The following is a 15,124-nucleotide window of genomic DNA, read 5'->3' as shown; positions in this document are numbered from 1 at the left end:
TATCAGCAAGCCGTTCTAGAAGAACGGAGCTTTAAACCGATTTTCTTGGTAAATTATGAAAGGACTTGGGCATAGTCATTTGGGGAGATGTCAATTGTTCTAGTTGTCATCTAGGTTGAGAAGGTTGAATAATTGATGTGATAGACATGATTCGACCTCAAGCTATTTACATTCCCGACCCAGAAACCAACCCAGAACCCAACCCATCACCAGCACCTACAATTCCCCCGCCCTTACCTGAGCCTGTACCAGAAACCGTACCTGCTCCTATTCCCCAAACAGTTCCGGGGACTATTCCCCAAACAGTTCCGGGAACTATTCCCCAGACGATACCTAATCCCGTTTAGTTTTTCTTTGTCAACAAACTCAAAATCACATCTAAAATGCTAAGAGCCGGAATAGTCGGACTTCCCAACGTCGGAAAATCTACTTTATTTAATGCTGTAGTCGCTAACGCCAAAGCAGAAGCGGCTAACTTTCCGTTTTGTACCATTGAACCCAATGTCGGCGTTGTCGCAGTACCGGATGAGCGTTTAAACAAACTTTCTCAAATTTCCGGTTCAGCACAAATTATCCCCGCACGTATTGAGTTTGTCGATATCGCCGGCTTAGTCAAAGGTGCTAGCCAAGGTGAAGGACTAGGTAATCAATTTCTCTCGCACATTCGCGAAGTAGATGCGATCGTTCATGTGGTACGTTGTTTTGAGAATGACGATATCATCCACGTAGCAGGTTCAGTTGACCCAGCACGAGATATTGAAATTATTAGTTTAGAACTAGGTTTATCTGACTTAGCACAAATCGAACGCCGCATTGAACGCACCCGCAAACAAGCACGCACCAGCAAAGAAGCACAATTTGAAGTCACAGTTCTAGAAAAGTTAGCTGCGGCTTTAAATGAAGGTAAATCAGTACGTCAAGTCAGTTTAACTGAGGAAGAAGCCGAGACTATTAAAGGCTTAGGACTATTAACGAATAAACCTATTATCTATGCTGCCAATGTCTCGGAAGATGACTTAGCCACAGGTAATAATTTTGTAGAACAAGTGCGACAAATTGCAGCGCAAGAAAATGCTCAAGTGGTGATTGTTTCGGCTCAAGTAGAAGCGGAACTAGTAGAATTACCAGAGGCAGACAAAGCTGATTTTCTGGCTTCTTTAGGTGTAGAAGAAGGCGGTTTAAAATCTTTAATTCGTGCAACTTACACCCTCTTAGGTTTACGCACATATTTTACTAGCGGCCCCAAAGAAACCCGCGCCTGGACTATTAATGCTGGAATGTCAGCACCCCAAGCAGCAGGTGTAATTCACTCCGATTTTGAACGTGGTTTTATTCGTGCTGAAACCGTTGCTTACAATGATTTAGTCACAACGGGTTCTATGAACGCAGCGAAAGAAAAAGGTTTAGTGCGAAGTGAAGGTAAAGAGTATACTGTGCAGGAAGGCGATGTGATGTTGTTTAGATTTAATGTGTAGTTAATTAAGGGTGTAGGGGTGTAAGGGTGTGGGGGTGTAAGGGAAGAAAATAAAATTTTACCCATTCCCAATGCCCAATGCCCTATTAACAAAATTTAGGGGTTTTAAGTCCCCGGCTTCTATCAAGCCGCAAGTGTTGTGGCGGGGTTGAAATCCCCGTTACAACACGGAAAAATCAAATTGCGAATTGCGTTAGCGTAGCGGGACGTTAGTCCATTGCGAATTGCGAACTGGGTTAATTATCTTGTCCCAAAGTGTAAATATAACCACCCAAATTTTCATCATCTGTACCCACAACTAAGCCACCATTTGCACCAGGAACTAGTTCCAGAGCTTCAATTTTGTGATAGTTAAAACGGTGGAGAGGAAATAGCTGTGGGTTTTGTTTCCAGGTGATTTTGTCACCAGATAAACCCAAATAGCCAGCAACATAAACAGCAGATTCAAACGGGCCATCATCACCTGTGTCACTAGCAGATGTAATGTAAACAATTCCGGCTGCATCTACCTTAATATCAGAAATGTGGCGGACATTGTTAGTGGGAAATGGTACTTTTATCTGTGCAGAACCTATGGGGGTAATTTGATATTTCACTAAGTCAAATAATCCCCAATAAATAATCGCTGGTTCTTTATCTGCGCCTCGATGCGCCCAAACTGCAATTAATTTATCGTCGATGTTTTGTAATGTAAATCCTTCAAAGTTACTGTCTGGAGGAATTTTAGTTAATTCAAATATTTTGATGAGTGAGATAGTTCTATCTGTAGGATTTAATTGCATATCATAACCCTTGCCAGCACTGCTAAAAGCTATAAACCGAAAGTTGCTTTTACCAGGAATAGATGTTAAGGCTTCTAAATCTAGGGGTAATTCAGTATTATTTGGCCAATCTATAGGAAAATATACTGGAGATTCCTGACCTTGAATACTAATAATTGCTAAACGACCTTGATTTTTCTGCTTGTTGTCATGAACAATTAGGAAATCTACAGCATTATCTTTCTGGCTTAATACTGACATCCCACTAATACCAAAGGTAATACCACCGCGAACAGGTCGCCAAGACTGTGCTAAGACTTGCTGGGATATCAGTAATAAAGCCACCACAATCAAAATCTTGATAACTAACTTGTGTCTCAGGTTTTTCATTAATTAGCTCTGGTATTGAATGTAACAAAAGTAACATGAAGATGGCGATCGCCTAAAAAACCTCGCCACCATACTAGCTTGGTGTATTATATTCTGGTGAGATTATTAAGAATTTTTCCTATTAACTGCTATGAGTTTTTTCTTTGGTATTGAACATGAAGTGGCTTTCCTCAACAGAGAAGGAAAGTTTGCAGATTTTACCTGTACAAAATTTGCAGATTTCGCTCAAATTGTAGATCAACTACCTATATATCCTGATGACCATTTGCAATTGCGCGTAGGTGATGCTGGTATTAGGAAAAAAAGATGGTATATCGAAGGATTTGAAAGATTTGCTGATTCCGACGAAGTTATTGACTGTACCTCCAAAGGGATTGAAATTAGAACTACAATACACTCCTGTATTCGGGATGTAATCCAAGAATTATCCAATAGTTTTGATTTACTATCTCAAGTAGCTGCTCAATTTGGATTTTCACCAGTTTTAACGAGTTTTAATCCCTACAAAACGGTTTTTGAACCAAACCCACCATTAAATGAATATGAAATTCAGCAGTTACAAGCCTATCCTGATGAACAAACTGCTTATATTTACATGGTTTCATACGGGCCTGACTTAAATATTTCTTGCCCAGATTTATCTATTCCGCAAGTAATTGATATTGGGAAAAAGTTGACTTATTACAGTCCTTATATTGTGCCTTTTAGTTATAGTTCGCCTTTTTATAACGGCACACTTTGGGAAGGTTTATCAGTGAGGACATTTATCAGAACAGGTAAAAGGTCAGCTACTTTAGTATTTGTACCTGAAGCAGAACAATTAATTAAAAGTGTGCCGTCACTCACAAAAATAGCTCGTTTACCCGCCGAAGTCGGACGCATTGAGTTTAAAGCCTTTGATACTTGTGATGATTTTAATATCTATGCCGCATTATTAGCCTTATTAAAAGGCTTAATACTAGATGATTCCTTAAATGGTAGAGCTATCACGCCAGACACATCTCTACATCAACTATCAGCAAAAGTAGGTTTTGATCACGAAGATATATTTAATAATGCTCAACAAATCCTGCAAGCGGCAACAGTTGCACTAGGAGATGATCCTGATGTGAAATTGTTAACACCATTGCAGTTAATGTTAGAAAACCGCCGTACAAAATCTCATGAATTAATAGATATTTTTCACAGTGTAGGGTCTATTGAGAATACACTTAGAAAAACTTATTAGTAAGGGACTGAGGACTGGGAATTTTAGATTGTGGATTTTAGATTGAATTCAATCCACAATCCACGCAATAAACCTGATAAATGATCAATGTTTTAATCTCTAGGTGCTGGTTTCTTATTATCTGTATTAGATTGTGAGTCAATATCTTGACTGGGGGGAATCTTTTCAATAGGAATTAGAGCATCCATCACGGACTTGACGATGGGGGCTGCAACAGTTGAACCGTAAGCGTTTGCACCTTTGGGTTCGTCAACTACAGCTAAAACTACATAACGGGGAGAATTCACGGGTAAAATGCCGATAAAACTGGTAATCCTCGCACCAGGAATGTAACCACCGTTGGGACTGGCTTTTTGGGCTGTACCTGTTTTTCCACCTATGCGATAACCAGGAATTTGAGCAGCTTTTCCTGTTCCTTCCGTCACCACAGTTTCCATCATTTCTACAACTTTTTGTGCTGTGCTTGCTGAGAAAATTTGGCGTGGGGCTGGGCGATTAGGTGTGTAGTGAACTTGTCCTTTACTATCAACTAATCCTTGTACGATATGAGGCGTGACTAATTTTCCACCATTAGCTAACGCGCCTTGCATTTGGACTAACTGTAAGGGTGTTAGGGAGAAACCTTGACCGAAAGAGGCGGTTGCATACTCGATAGGTGAACGAATAAATGTTTCTTGATTTTTGAGTTTACTAGTAGCTACAGAGGGTAAGTCTGTATCGACTGCTTGTCCTAAACCCAAGCGTTCTAACCAGTTGTAATAAACCGAAGGTTTTAACCTTTGGATGATTTGCACCATCCCGATGTTGCTGGAGTTTTGCAGAATTTGAGCAATATTAATGCGCCCGTAACCATTCAAACCAGCATTTCTAATGGTGTATTTTCCTACTTGAATTGCGCCAGGGTCGTTAAATGTATCATCGGCTTTGATGACTCCATTTTCCAATGCGATCGCCACATTTAACGGTTTAAATGTTGATCCTGGCTCATAGAGATCCGAGACTGTCCAGTTTTTAAATAGAGAAATATCGGCTTTAGAATAGTCGTTGGGGTTATAAGTAGGCTGAGAAACCAGGGCTAAAATTGAGCCATCAAAAGCATCCATGACAATGACAGCCCCACGTTTACCCTGAAACTTTTCTAGTTGCTCTTTCAGTGCAGTTCGAGCCGCCCTTTGCAGACGGCTATCAATTGTCAATTTCATCCGTAAATCATCAGCATTCAGAAAACCTTCAGGCGCGTAGTCTGGCATTAATGCGCCATTTCCAGCCCGACTTAAACGCACAGTTTTCACAGAACGTTCCAACCACTGTTGTTGAGAAAGTTCCACACCAGCTTGACCTAGTCTGTCAACATTGACATATCCCACAATATCCGCCAGTAAGTCTCCTTGGGGATAATATCGGGAATATTTGGGGATCAACTCAAAACCATTTAACCTTAAGGCTGTAACTTGATCAGCTGTGGTTTCCGGCAAACTTGAGGAAAGGGTAATCCCCGTTTTGCGGCTTTGAAAAATTTTGACTAAATCAGCCGGAGTTTTGTCGAGGAGGGGAGATAATTTTTCCGCTATGGCTTCTTGGGACTTGTCAAACAACTTGGGATGGGCATACAGAGTATACACAGGACGGTCAACCGCTAACACATTATCATTGCGATCGACAATTAAACGACGGGGCATATAAGGACGCAAATTCACCATTTGCTGGTTTCTTGCTCTTTGTGTGAGCTTGTTACCCTGGATAATTTGCAGATTATACAAATTGATAGCCAATCCTAATCCACAGGCCATTAATATGCCCCAAACAGTCAATAATCTGGATTTAGGATTTGATGTTTGTTCTGGAATGGAGGGGACTGTGTTGTTCCGATTCCGTTCTCGATTAACCCTTTGCCGTCCAGGAAATTCCGCAGGCTGACGCAATTTTCTGAATTTTAATTGACTTGGTGATTTTGGCATTACCCTGATTTTTTCTGGTGACTGTTGACTGTTGAGTGTTGATTGTTGACCGAAAATCAATATGCCATCGGGGAGGAAGTAGGCTGTTTTGTTTCTGAAGTTGGTTTCTTGTCTGGGGATTTTAGAGGGGTTGGTGGGGATGTCGTAGATAAGAAAACGCTATTAGCCGGAGATGGCGATACTAACCCTGTACTTGATTTTTCTGCTTCCTCGGCCATTTTATTTTTGAGGGTGGCGTTAGTAGTTGTCATTTGTCGTTCATAGCGTTGGAGGTTTTGCAACCTCCGGTAATTTTGCCCCCAAAGTTCCTGGGCGTAAACTGTCCACCCATAGACAGCTAGAACTGAACTCACCAGTAAAAAAGCGATGATCGAGGAATGGCGATGTAACGAGTTGAGTCTTAACAACCACAAGGGCATAACTTGGGCGTTAGGCACTACAGGTAAGTCGAGAGATTCTGAGTTTGTGTTTCTTAATTTCGGGTGTGATGGACTTTTGAGGGTTGAGGATGCTGGTGAAAGAGGACTTTCTCGTCGAGGATTTAAGGGCAGAGACAAGCCTTTTGAGGTAGGACGTTGTGTTTTAGTGATTACTGGAGAGGATTCGGTGATAGCACTAGAACCCAAACTTGTCGATTTTCGCCTTCTGCGTCTGGGCGTAGAACCTTGGCGAAACCAACTACCAGTTGTAGAAACAGCTGATTTACGAACAGCAGCCATAACTTTTTACGATAAGAAATAATGTATTGTAATCTGATTATCCGTTTTTGCTAAGGTTAGACTTACCCTCTAGTTACAAATGCGAATAATACTTGGATTGATGCCCATCAGGTTAGTTTACCGAAAAACTGGTTTGAACGACTCAAGTGTTATCCCCACGCTATCAGCAGGGCGATCGCATACTATAATGTCTGATCTATTTACTAGATTCTGATAATTGACAGATTTTCGGTTTCTGGCACGACCCGCACATCATAATAAAACTAATAAACTCCGCCCATAGTATAGATTTTCAATATACATTCGCAGAGCTTTAAAAAATTTAAAAAATCAGCAAAATAGGTTATCGTATTCAACAGGCGAGATTGTTTTATTGCCGCAATTGGTGAAAGAGGAGTTATGAAAACAAAAATCTTTGGTTTTGCTTTACTGTTGAGTCTGGCTGGATTTTTAGGAGCTTGTGGCGAAAATCCCCCTGCTCCCGATGCTACTACCCCTGCTACTACTACTACCACCCCTGCTGAACCTACTGATTCAGGTACAACCCCACCTGCTACCCCTGCTACTACCCCAGCTGCTAGCCCTGCTACCACCCCAGCTGCTAGCCCCGCTCCTACCACTCCCTAGAAGATAGTTTTGATTCTTCTATAAAAAGGTTTGTAACTAATCCTCATGAAACTCAATGAGGTCATTAGTTACAAGTGAAAATATCGATATAGCTGCATTTTGCATCACATAACGGCTCAAAGCTCAATCAGAGCCTTGCCAGTAGTTTATTATTGGTAGAGCAGTAGGTAAAGGACACTGATGAAGATTTTGAATTTATCACTTCAGTGTCCAAATCACGTAGAAAGCAAAACTAAGTCCTGAGTCGGAAAGACCTAAAAATTATAGGGATTGTGATTTGTTAATTTATAATTAAATCAAAGTATTATAGTTATATTTATTGCACCCAAATAAGTATTTTTACTAGAAAATTAAAAGCGATCGCCATCTGTAGAGAGAGTTGAAAACTTGCTGTTAGCCTCAAAGTACGCCAAATTCATGAAGTGGATGAGGTTTTTTTTGATTAGCCTCATTAGTAGCATTTTGGTGTGGTTAGTGAGCCAAATAGGAGCGACTGTGATGGCTTTACCACCTGTAGAAGATATTCCCGAAGAAATACTACGTACAGAGATTATCATCGAAGCGCGATCGCCCATAGATGGGAAACCCTTAACAGCCGTTGAATATGCACAACTACAAGAACAACTGCGAGTCAGTCCCCCTCCCAAGTTAAGCAGTAAATTACGACAAACAGTCTTCTTATTAAGGATACGTGGAGTGTTACTTCAACTTTTCCCTTTTTTAGATTTGTGAAGATTAGTTATTAGGGAACAGGGAAGTTTTCACCCCATCCTCAATCCCAGAACAAATAAAAAGTATAAAACCAATTCGCAATTCGCAATGGGCTAACGCCCCGCTTCGCTAACGCAATGGACTAACGTCCCTCTTCTCTACGAGACGCTACCGCGTAGCTTGCTTCTACGGAGTGGTACGCTAACGCAATTCGCAATAGAGTAAATATTCTTTTACCTTTTACCTTTTGCCTTTTTACTTTTGCCTTTTGCCTTCACCAATCCCCAGTCCCCAGTCCTGCGGTACAATGCAAAGAAATGTTTAAATTATGAGCTGCCGATCCCAATGATTTCATCTGAAGCGAACACAACATCTAGCGATAAAAGTTTAGAGGCCATGCGCCACTTTTCAGAACAATATGCCAAGCGTACAGGAACTTTCTTTTGTGCTGAACCTTCGGTGACTGCGGTGGTGATTGAAGGGTTAGCGAAACATAAAGATGATTTAGGTTCTCCTTTGTGTCCCTGTCGCCATTACGAAGATAAAGAAGCTGAAGTTAATGCTGCATATTGGAACTGTCCTTGTGTGCCAATGAGAGAACGCAAAGAGTGTCATTGTATGTTATTCCTGACACCAGATAATGAGTTTGCCGGACAAAGTCAAGAAATCTCTCTGGAAACGATTAAAGAAGTACGAGAAACCATGGCATGAGTGAAACCATGCCTTTAGAATACTGGCAAGGTGTAGAACAATTTAACGCTGGACAGTTCTACGCCTGTCATGACACCCTAGAAGCTTTATGGATTGAAGCCACCGAACCGGAAAAAACCTTCTATCAAGGTATTCTCCAAATCGCTGTGGCTCTTTATCATATGGGAAATCTTAACTGGCGGGGTGCGGCTATTTTATTAGGGGAGGGTAGCAATCGCCTCAGACGTTACCCATCTATTTACGGTGGGATTGATGTCGATGAATTACTGAGTCAAAGCGCGATTTTATTAAAAGCCATACAAGCGATCGCAGTTAATCCCAATAATAATGATAACCTTGACGAAAATATCGCCTTACCCATCCCCAAAATTATCCTGACTAATGATTAAAGCAAGGTGAAATACTGTCAAAAACAAGATAACGTCTTCCCTAGCGACTATCTCAAACATCTCTGGGGAGAAATTCACGCTTGTCCTTACTTTTCTATCAACAACCTCAACCGCGATTTTGTGGGTACTAAAGGATTTTCTGTGGTGTTTCAAAAATCCCACATCCCACAGGTAGAGACACAATTTCCCTACTTTAAGCCTTACCTAGATTTAGCCCTCCGTCCTGACTGTAACGCTTTTTACCTCAATCCTCTATTGCTCAAAGAAGGCTCTCGTGTTGATCCGCATATCGATCGCTCTTTGCGTTCTTATTGTAAAACGGTTGAACCGCCTACTGTAGTCAGCGTCCTTTATGTGCGCGTACCACCGGATATGGAAGGGGGAGAATTGGTACTCAAGTCCCACAAACGACTACTGGGACAAATTAAGCCGCAAATGAATAGCTTAGTTTACTTTCAAGGTGACTTAACCCATTCTGTAAACGCCGTCAAAACTCCTGGAAATCGACTGAGTTTAGTTTGTGAACAGTATAGTTTGAGTGAGGCTGAACTCTCAGAAATACCAGAGTTTATAGTGGAGTCTAGGGTGGCGAGAAGAAATTAGGGGCATTGGGCATTGGGCATTGGGCATTGGAAAATAGGAATATAATTATCCTCCCCTACACCCCACACCCTTGCACCCTTACACCCTTACACCCTCATACCCTACTAACACAACATTTGCGCTTCTTCTGCTACTCGTTTGAGGCGGCGTAGCTGTAATTGCATATCTTCTTTTGTCCATTTGGCGGCGAAGGTGTTAAATCCCCAATTGACTATGGGGTTGGGAATCTCGAATTCAAAGCGGTTGAGTAATAGTGTACCTGATGGTGTCGGTTGACATTCCCAGCGATCGCGTCCTTGAAAAAATCCCTGAAATTCCCACACTACTAAGCCAGGTTGTCTCTCCACCACCACACTATTTAAGGTGGGTTGAATAATAGGAATTTGAATTAAAAAGCGGCTTTTGCAGCCTACCTCTGTACTCCAAGTTTCACCTACAGGTTCACAACGCAGCACAGGGTTGAGCCATCGGTGCATTAATTCTAAATCAGTGAAGCACCGTTCTACTGAGGTGGCTGTGGCGTTGATTTGTATTGATTGTTCTAGGAGTTGGGGCATTGGAGGATTGGGGATTGGGGGTTGGGGATTGGGGACTGGGGATTGGGAAAGGCAAAAGGTAAAAGGTAAAAGGTAAAAGTAAAAAGAAAAGAGTCTTTGGCTTGTTTCCTGTTCTCTGTTTCCTGTTCCCTGATGTATAAGTTTTACTGAAAAAAGTAAAAAAATACTCTACTGGTTCATGAAAAATGGATTCTTACTGCTAAATTAATACGCAAAACAATAGAACACAATAGGGAGCATCGTTTTTTGGCGAATTTACCGAGATGTCTTTACTAAGCCCCGTTGGGGCGGGTGTAGGGGTGTAGGGGTGTAGGGGAAGAGAGTTAGACTCAAACTAACCCTTGGGTTAAAAGTCCTTCTCCTTGGGGCAGCCGTGTTGGACTCTTGTTAAATACCTGTTTAACACTTTCAACCCCTATACCCTTACACCCTTAAACCCTTACACCCCTAATAAATTGTAGAGTTTCTCGTCCAGGAGTTTCTGAGTAATGATTGCAACACTTAATGTTGGCGATCGCTGGGAATGACTGGATTAATTCGCTATAAATATTGATGTTTTTACACATGATGAATACTATTTTCTCAGGAATATTACAGACGAGTAGAGTAGATGTATCATTGAGGTGGGCGCAACTACTAGCACAATCACCCAACTTACCCGTAGACTCACCGGAGGTTAATCAAGGTCTGGCTGATTTACAAGGCATATTACAGCCAGTGCTGCAATTTATACCGAGATTGCTAGGGGCAACGGCAATTTTATTAGTCGGCTGGTTAGTTGCGGCTGGTGTGGCGGCTGTTGTACGTAAAGTCTTGAACAACACCGATATTGATAATCGCATTGCGGCTGGAATTACGGGTCGTCAGGATGTACCTCAAGTTGAAAAATTTATTTCTGGTCTTGTTTTTTGGAGCATTATCCTTTTAACAGTTGTAGCTGTCTTACAAACATTAGGCTTAGAGGTAGCTTCTCGCCCACTCAATAGTTTTCTCGAAAAACTCATTGGATTTTTACCCAAAGTAGTAGGCGCGTCTGTACTTTTAGGTTTGGCTTGGGTTTTAGCGACTATCGTCAAGTTGGTGACAAGACGCGGACTGCAAGCATTGAAACTGGATGAACGTTTGCAGCAAGATGAATCAGATGGTAGTTTCAAGTTTCAGGGTTTATCTTTAAGTGAAACCATCGGACAAGCTTTATATTGGTTTATCTTCCTGTTGTTTCTCATTCCTGTTCTCGATACCTTGGGACTCAAGGAAGCATTACAGCCCATACAAGCCTTAATTACAGAAATCCTCTCGATTCTGCCGAATATCTTAGCTGCAACACTGATTGCTGGAGTTGGTTGGTTTTTAGCGAATGTAGTTAAACAAATTGTCACTAACTTGCTAGCGACAACGGGAGTTGATCATTTAGGTAGTAGATTAGGATTGTCACCTGCGGCTGGGATGCAGTCTTTTTCAGCTATTACAGGGACAATAGTTTACATCTTGATTTTAATTCCTGTCGCGATCGCCTCTCTCAACGCCTTAAAAATCGAGGCTATCTCTGTACCTGCGATCGCCATGTTACAGCAGATTCTCAATGTTTTACCAGCCATCCTCACAGCGATCGCCATCTTGATTTTCGCCTATTTTCTGGGACGGTTTGCAGCAGATATTGTCACCAGCATCCTCACAAGTTTAGGCTTCAATAATATTTTCGCCATTCTGGGTTTACCCGTACCCAAAGCCAAGTCTGTCACCGACGCAGATGATACACACATCCCCACAATGGCGACACGCACCCCATCAGAAATTGCTGGGATTGTGGTGTTAGTCGGGATTTTATTATTTGCTACTGTAGCAGCCGTTAATATCCTCAACATTCCAGCACTAACGGTTTTAGTAACAGGCATTCTGGTAATTATTGGACGAATTTTAGCTGGCTTAGTAGTCTTCGCCATCGGCTTATTTTTAGCCAATCTCGCCTTTAATATCATTACCAGTTCTGGCAACCGCCAAGCCATGATTTTAGGTCAAGTAGCGCGGATTTCCATTATCACCCTAGTTTCCGCAATGGCATTACAACAGATTGGCATAGCCAGCGATATTGTCAATTTAGCATTTGGCTTATTACTAGGTGCGATCGCCGTTGCCATTGCCCTAGCCTTCGGCCTCGGCGGCAGAGATATCGCCCGTGAACAAATGCGAGAATGGGTAGAGTCTTTTAAGCAGAAAAGTTGATTTATTAGGGGTGTAAGGGTGTAGGGGTGTAGGGGTGTAAGGGTGTAAGGGTGTAGGGGAGAATAACTATATCCCAGTCCCCAATCCCCAATCCCCAATCCCCAATCCCCAATCCCCAGTCCCCAGTCCCCAATCCCCAGTCCCCAGTCCCCAATGCCCCATGCCCTATGCCCCATGCCCTATTCCCAATCCCTCAAATCCCCAAATCTTCGGGAACACCCAACATAATATTGAGATTTTGGACGGCTGCGCCGGATGCGCCTTTACCGAGATTATCGAGACGCGCTACTAATAAAGCTTCTTGGGTGGCATCATTGGCAAAGACGAATAACTGCACAATATTTGTGTCATTCATTGCCATTGCATCCAAGAAAGTACCATCTCTGAGTAAACTGGTATCTTTAAAAGGTGCTACCTGGACAAACTTTTCACCAGCGTAGTATTGTGCGATCGCTTGATGAATTGTTTCACCTGATGGGGGATTAGCTAAAGTCCATAGAGGTAAGGGTATTTGCACTAACATCCCTTGGGCGAAATCTCCCACAGAGGGGACAAATAATGGCGGTGATGCTAAACCAGAATGCTGGTGCATTTCCTTAACGTGTTTATGTCCGAACTGCAAACCATAAATACCGTATGGATAAAGAGAATGTGCTACCGTTTGCTGTTCATGAAAAGTATCGTATTTTTGGATGAGATTCTTACCGCCGCCAGAGTAACCAGACACCGCATTAATTGTAATGGGGAAGGTGTGAGGAATAATCCCTTGAGCTATCAACGGACGAATGCAAGCTAAAAATCCTGTAGGATAACAGCCAGGATTACTCACAAACTGAGCATGAGCGATTTTTTCTCGTTGTCCTGGATTCAATTCTGGGAAACCATAAACCCAACCCGCAGCCGTGCGATAGGCGGTACTAGCATCGAGAATCTTCACCTGATCATTATTCACTAAACTGACAGCCTCACGGGCTGCATCATCAGGTAAACAAAGAATTAAAACATCAACCGCATTAATTAATTTTGCCCTTTCCGTCGCATCCTTGCGTTTAGATGGTTCAATACTAACTAATTCAATATCATCCCGTTGATTCAAGCGCGAGTAAATCTGTAAGCCAGTAGTTCCCGATTCCCCATCAATAAAAATTTTCGGCTTATTCATACTAATTGCTAACTATTGACTGTTGACTGTTTTACGAGCAGGTTTAGTTAAATTCTCACTGAACCCACCCGCACTGACTATTGACTATTGACTATTGACTATTGACTGTTGACTATTGACCATTGACTAATTTTTGAATTTTACCTTGTGCATCAATTCATCCTTAATACGATTTAAAATTGATGCTTCATCTAGAGTAGACAAAATGCGATTAATGACAGCTTTCGGCCCATCTGGCCCCCAAGTTGCGCCATTAGCTAAATACACCTTGGTAACTTGTCCAATCCCATAGGAAGAGACACCAGCTACCCCAGCTTGGGTTAAAGCTACGGAAATATAAGGGCCAAGGGCAAAACCGGCTGTGGCTGATGCAGAGATACCTAGTAAAGTTTTCAAGCCACTTAAACCCAAGTTGGCTAATAATTCACTAACTCCGATACCACCCATACTGATGGCAATTTTTTGTAATAACTGCACAGCCCCAGCTTCAGTCATAGGGATGCCGTAGAGTTTGGATAAACCTAAAATCAAAGCTATATCAATAACTATACTACTCAGTATATCTACTACTGTAACGGGATTGAGTGCGATCGCCACAGCTTTAGCCATGACTGCTTTCCAAATTAACTGATTGGCGTTCTGTTCCCGAATCAGCAATTTACGCTGCACTAGTTGCTCATTTACTGTGTCAGCATAAAGCATGGTGTTGAGTGCGACTAAAGCTTTCCCTTCCCGTTGCAAAATCTCTAAGATTTTCAGCTTTAACTCTTCCACCTGCGCCGCACCAGGACGCATCTGTACACCCCTAGTCCCATCTGCACGCCGGACAGCAGTTTTTACCAATGGCGATGCAGCCGCCATGACGATTTCTAAAGGTGTGAGTAATTCCCGTACCCGATCATCTTTAATTTTCCGATAAATTGCCAAGCGATCGGCTTCAGGATATTGGTCTACTTTGTTAAATACCAAAATTATCGGTTTACCTGCTTCCCGCAATTGTGATAAAGCCACCTGCTCAACTTTAGTCATATCACCCGCAATCACAAACAGGATTAAATCTGCCTGTTTTGCTATTTGTTCCGCTAAAGCTGTGCGTGTTTCCCCGTCGATTTCGTCTAAGCCTGGGGTATCAATTAATTCCACCTGGGATTTACCAACACCTGGTAAAGTCACCCGCAAAGCGCGTTCTGTTTTGCCAATAGCCTCTTCGCTGATACTCCAATTGACACTTTGAGCAGTACGAGTCACACCATGTAAAGGGCCAGTTTCAAACACTGATTGTCCCACTAAAGCATTTAACAGCGAAGATTTACCCCTGCCCACCATGCCAAAAGCCGCAATCTGGACTACCATACTGTCTAATTTTCCCAGCATAGTTTCCAAATCAGCAATTTCCGACTCTAAACCCGCTTTTTCCTGGGGACTGAGATCCAGACTAGCCACTAGATTACGCAGTGCCGTTTGTGCTTGTTTATAGTTGAGTTCTGCTTGAATGTCTTCAAAGCTAAAAATGGCACTATCTAATTCTTCCTCCCAGTTGGATGAGTCATTATGATGCGGTTCGGGCAATGTGGATGTCACTTCGCTGCGCTCCGAATTTAAAATTTAACA

The 15,124-nt window shown here is 42.2% G+C and carries 16 protein-coding genes; 9 read left to right on the top strand and 7 right to left on the bottom strand.

Features of this window, described 5'->3' with window-relative positions; genetic code table 11:
* Nucleotides 1-146: 146 nt before the first annotated feature.
* Both CV014_RS10850 and ychF read left to right on the top strand, forming a co-directional pair.
* Nucleotides 147-347 (top strand): hypothetical protein, encoded by a 201-nt coding sequence (locus tag CV014_RS10850; protein ID WP_236142033.1) that lies wholly within the window; start codon nucleotides 147-149, stop codon nucleotides 345-347.
* A gap of 36 nt (nucleotides 348-383) precedes the next feature.
* Nucleotides 384-1,475, top strand: coding sequence for a redox-regulated ATPase YchF (gene ychF, locus CV014_RS10845; protein ID WP_236142032.1), 1,092 nt, complete (start codon nucleotides 384-386; stop codon nucleotides 1,473-1,475).
* A gap of 235 nt (nucleotides 1,476-1,710) precedes the next feature.
* Here the strand turns inward: ychF and CV014_RS10840 are convergent, their stop codons facing one another.
* The gene (locus CV014_RS10840; protein ID WP_236142031.1) at nucleotides 1,711-2,625 is read right to left on the bottom strand and encodes a hypothetical protein; all 915 of its coding nucleotides are present in this window, start codon (nucleotides 2,623-2,625) and stop codon (nucleotides 1,711-1,713) included.
* Nucleotides 2,626-2,755: 130 nt separating this feature from the next.
* On the opposite strand from CV014_RS10840, the gene CV014_RS10835 reads away from it, so the two are divergent.
* Nucleotides 2,756-3,853: a glutamate--cysteine ligase gene (locus CV014_RS10835; protein WP_236142030.1), complete on the top strand. Its 1,098-nt coding sequence runs from the start codon at nucleotides 2,756-2,758 to the stop codon at nucleotides 3,851-3,853.
* A gap of 92 nt (nucleotides 3,854-3,945) precedes the next feature.
* On the opposite strand, the gene CV014_RS10830 is transcribed toward CV014_RS10835, so the two are convergent.
* Both CV014_RS10830 and CV014_RS10825 read right to left on the bottom strand, forming a co-directional pair.
* Complete coding sequence (locus tag CV014_RS10830) at nucleotides 3,946-5,811, bottom strand: peptidoglycan D,D-transpeptidase FtsI family protein (protein WP_236142029.1); 1,866 nt, start codon at nucleotides 5,809-5,811, stop codon at nucleotides 3,946-3,948.
* A gap of 56 nt (nucleotides 5,812-5,867) precedes the next feature.
* Nucleotides 5,868-6,530: a hypothetical protein gene (locus tag CV014_RS10825; protein WP_236142028.1), complete on the bottom strand. Its 663-nt coding sequence runs from the start codon at nucleotides 6,528-6,530 to the stop codon at nucleotides 5,868-5,870.
* A gap of 399 nt (nucleotides 6,531-6,929) precedes the next feature.
* Here CV014_RS10825 and CV014_RS10820 point away from each other — a divergent pair, with 399 nt between their 5' ends.
* The 5 genes from CV014_RS10820 to CV014_RS10800 all read left to right on the top strand — a co-directional run bounded on the left by CV014_RS10820 (nucleotide 6,930) and on the right by CV014_RS10800 (nucleotide 9,571).
* The gene (locus CV014_RS10820) at nucleotides 6,930-7,157 is read left to right on the top strand and encodes a hypothetical protein (protein WP_236142027.1); all 228 of its coding nucleotides are present in this window, start codon (nucleotides 6,930-6,932) and stop codon (nucleotides 7,155-7,157) included.
* A gap of 417 nt (nucleotides 7,158-7,574) precedes the next feature.
* Nucleotides 7,575-7,889, top strand: a complete 315-nt coding sequence (locus CV014_RS10815; RefSeq protein WP_236142070.1) for a hypothetical protein — start codon at nucleotides 7,575-7,577, stop codon at nucleotides 7,887-7,889.
* Between the two features lie 324 nt (nucleotides 7,890-8,213).
* The gene (locus tag CV014_RS10810) at nucleotides 8,214-8,579 is read left to right on the top strand and encodes a ferredoxin thioredoxin reductase catalytic beta subunit (protein ID WP_236142026.1); all 366 of its coding nucleotides are present in this window, start codon (nucleotides 8,214-8,216) and stop codon (nucleotides 8,577-8,579) included.
* Nucleotides 8,576-8,968, top strand: coding sequence for a DUF309 domain-containing protein (locus tag CV014_RS10805; RefSeq protein ID WP_236142025.1), 393 nt, complete (start codon nucleotides 8,576-8,578; stop codon nucleotides 8,966-8,968). The genes CV014_RS10810 and CV014_RS10805 overlap by 4 nt, the downstream gene beginning before the upstream one ends.
* A gap of 6 nt (nucleotides 8,969-8,974) precedes the next feature.
* On the top strand, nucleotides 8,975-9,571 hold the full coding sequence (locus CV014_RS10800) for a 2OG-Fe(II) oxygenase (protein ID WP_236142024.1): 597 nt from the start codon (nucleotides 8,975-8,977) through the stop codon (nucleotides 9,569-9,571).
* A gap of 104 nt (nucleotides 9,572-9,675) precedes the next feature.
* Here the strand turns inward: CV014_RS10800 and CV014_RS10795 are convergent, their stop codons facing one another.
* Entirely contained in the window at nucleotides 9,676-10,128 is a 453-nt protein-coding gene (locus CV014_RS10795) for an SRPBCC family protein (protein ID WP_236142023.1), read from the bottom strand.
* A 567-nt stretch (nucleotides 10,129-10,695) separates the two neighbouring features.
* Between CV014_RS10795 and CV014_RS10790 the strand changes: the two genes are divergently transcribed.
* A complete protein-coding gene (locus tag CV014_RS10790) occupies nucleotides 10,696-12,351 on the top strand; it encodes a mechanosensitive ion channel (RefSeq protein ID WP_236142069.1) in 1,656 nt (551 codons plus the stop codon).
* A gap of 4 nt (nucleotides 12,352-12,355) precedes the next feature.
* On the opposite strand, the gene CV014_RS10785 is transcribed toward CV014_RS10790, so the two are convergent.
* From CV014_RS10785 to CV014_RS10775, 3 genes are all read right to left on the bottom strand, one after another.
* Nucleotides 12,356-12,505 (bottom strand): hypothetical protein, encoded by a 150-nt coding sequence (locus CV014_RS10785; protein WP_236142022.1) that lies wholly within the window; start codon nucleotides 12,503-12,505, stop codon nucleotides 12,356-12,358.
* A 39-nt stretch (nucleotides 12,506-12,544) separates the two neighbouring features.
* Nucleotides 12,545-13,513 (bottom strand): N-acetyl-gamma-glutamyl-phosphate reductase, encoded by a 969-nt coding sequence (argC, locus tag CV014_RS10780; RefSeq protein ID WP_236142021.1) that lies wholly within the window; start codon nucleotides 13,511-13,513, stop codon nucleotides 12,545-12,547.
* Nucleotides 13,514-13,639: 126 nt separating this feature from the next.
* Entirely contained in the window at nucleotides 13,640-15,094 is a 1,455-nt protein-coding gene (locus CV014_RS10775) for a GTP-binding protein (protein ID WP_236142020.1), read from the bottom strand.
* Nucleotides 15,095-15,124 lie beyond the last annotated feature (30 nt).

The organism is Nostoc sp. CMAA1605 (genome assembly GCF_021596505.1).
In the GTDB taxonomy this organism is placed as follows: domain Bacteria; phylum Cyanobacteriota; class Cyanobacteriia; order Cyanobacteriales; family Nostocaceae; genus Trichormus.
The sequence above is the reverse complement of the archived record's forward strand: the minus strand, read 5'-3'. Positions and strand labels throughout refer to the sequence as shown.

Coding starts and splice junctions, on each gene's coding strand:
- CV014_RS10795 (WP_236142023.1), bottom strand. CDS start 10,128: ATGCCCCAACTCCTAGAACAATCAATACAAATCAACGCCACAGCCACC.
- CV014_RS10825 (WP_236142028.1), bottom strand. CDS start 6,530: ATGGCTGCTGTTCGTAAATCAGCTGTTTCTACAACTGGTAGTTGGTTT.
- CV014_RS10835 (WP_236142030.1), top strand. CDS start 2,756: ATGAGTTTTTTCTTTGGTATTGAACATGAAGTGGCTTTCCTCAACAGA.
- CV014_RS10830 (WP_236142029.1), bottom strand. CDS start 5,811: ATGCCAAAATCACCAAGTCAATTAAAATTCAGAAAATTGCGTCAGCCT.
- CV014_RS10805 (WP_236142025.1), top strand. CDS start 8,576: ATGAGTGAAACCATGCCTTTAGAATACTGGCAAGGTGTAGAACAATTT.
- CV014_RS10810 (WP_236142026.1), top strand. CDS start 8,214: ATGATTTCATCTGAAGCGAACACAACATCTAGCGATAAAAGTTTAGAG.
- ychF (WP_236142032.1), top strand. CDS start 384: ATGCTAAGAGCCGGAATAGTCGGACTTCCCAACGTCGGAAAATCTACT.
- CV014_RS10815 (WP_236142070.1), top strand. CDS start 7,575: ATGAAGTGGATGAGGTTTTTTTTGATTAGCCTCATTAGTAGCATTTTG.
- CV014_RS10790 (WP_236142069.1), top strand. CDS start 10,696: ATGAATACTATTTTCTCAGGAATATTACAGACGAGTAGAGTAGATGTA.
- CV014_RS10840 (WP_236142031.1), bottom strand. CDS start 2,625: ATGAAAAACCTGAGACACAAGTTAGTTATCAAGATTTTGATTGTGGTG.
- CV014_RS10850 (WP_236142033.1), top strand. CDS start 147: ATGATTCGACCTCAAGCTATTTACATTCCCGACCCAGAAACCAACCCA.
- CV014_RS10820 (WP_236142027.1), top strand. CDS start 6,930: ATGAAAACAAAAATCTTTGGTTTTGCTTTACTGTTGAGTCTGGCTGGA.
- argC (WP_236142021.1), bottom strand. CDS start 13,513: ATGAATAAGCCGAAAATTTTTATTGATGGGGAATCGGGAACTACTGGC.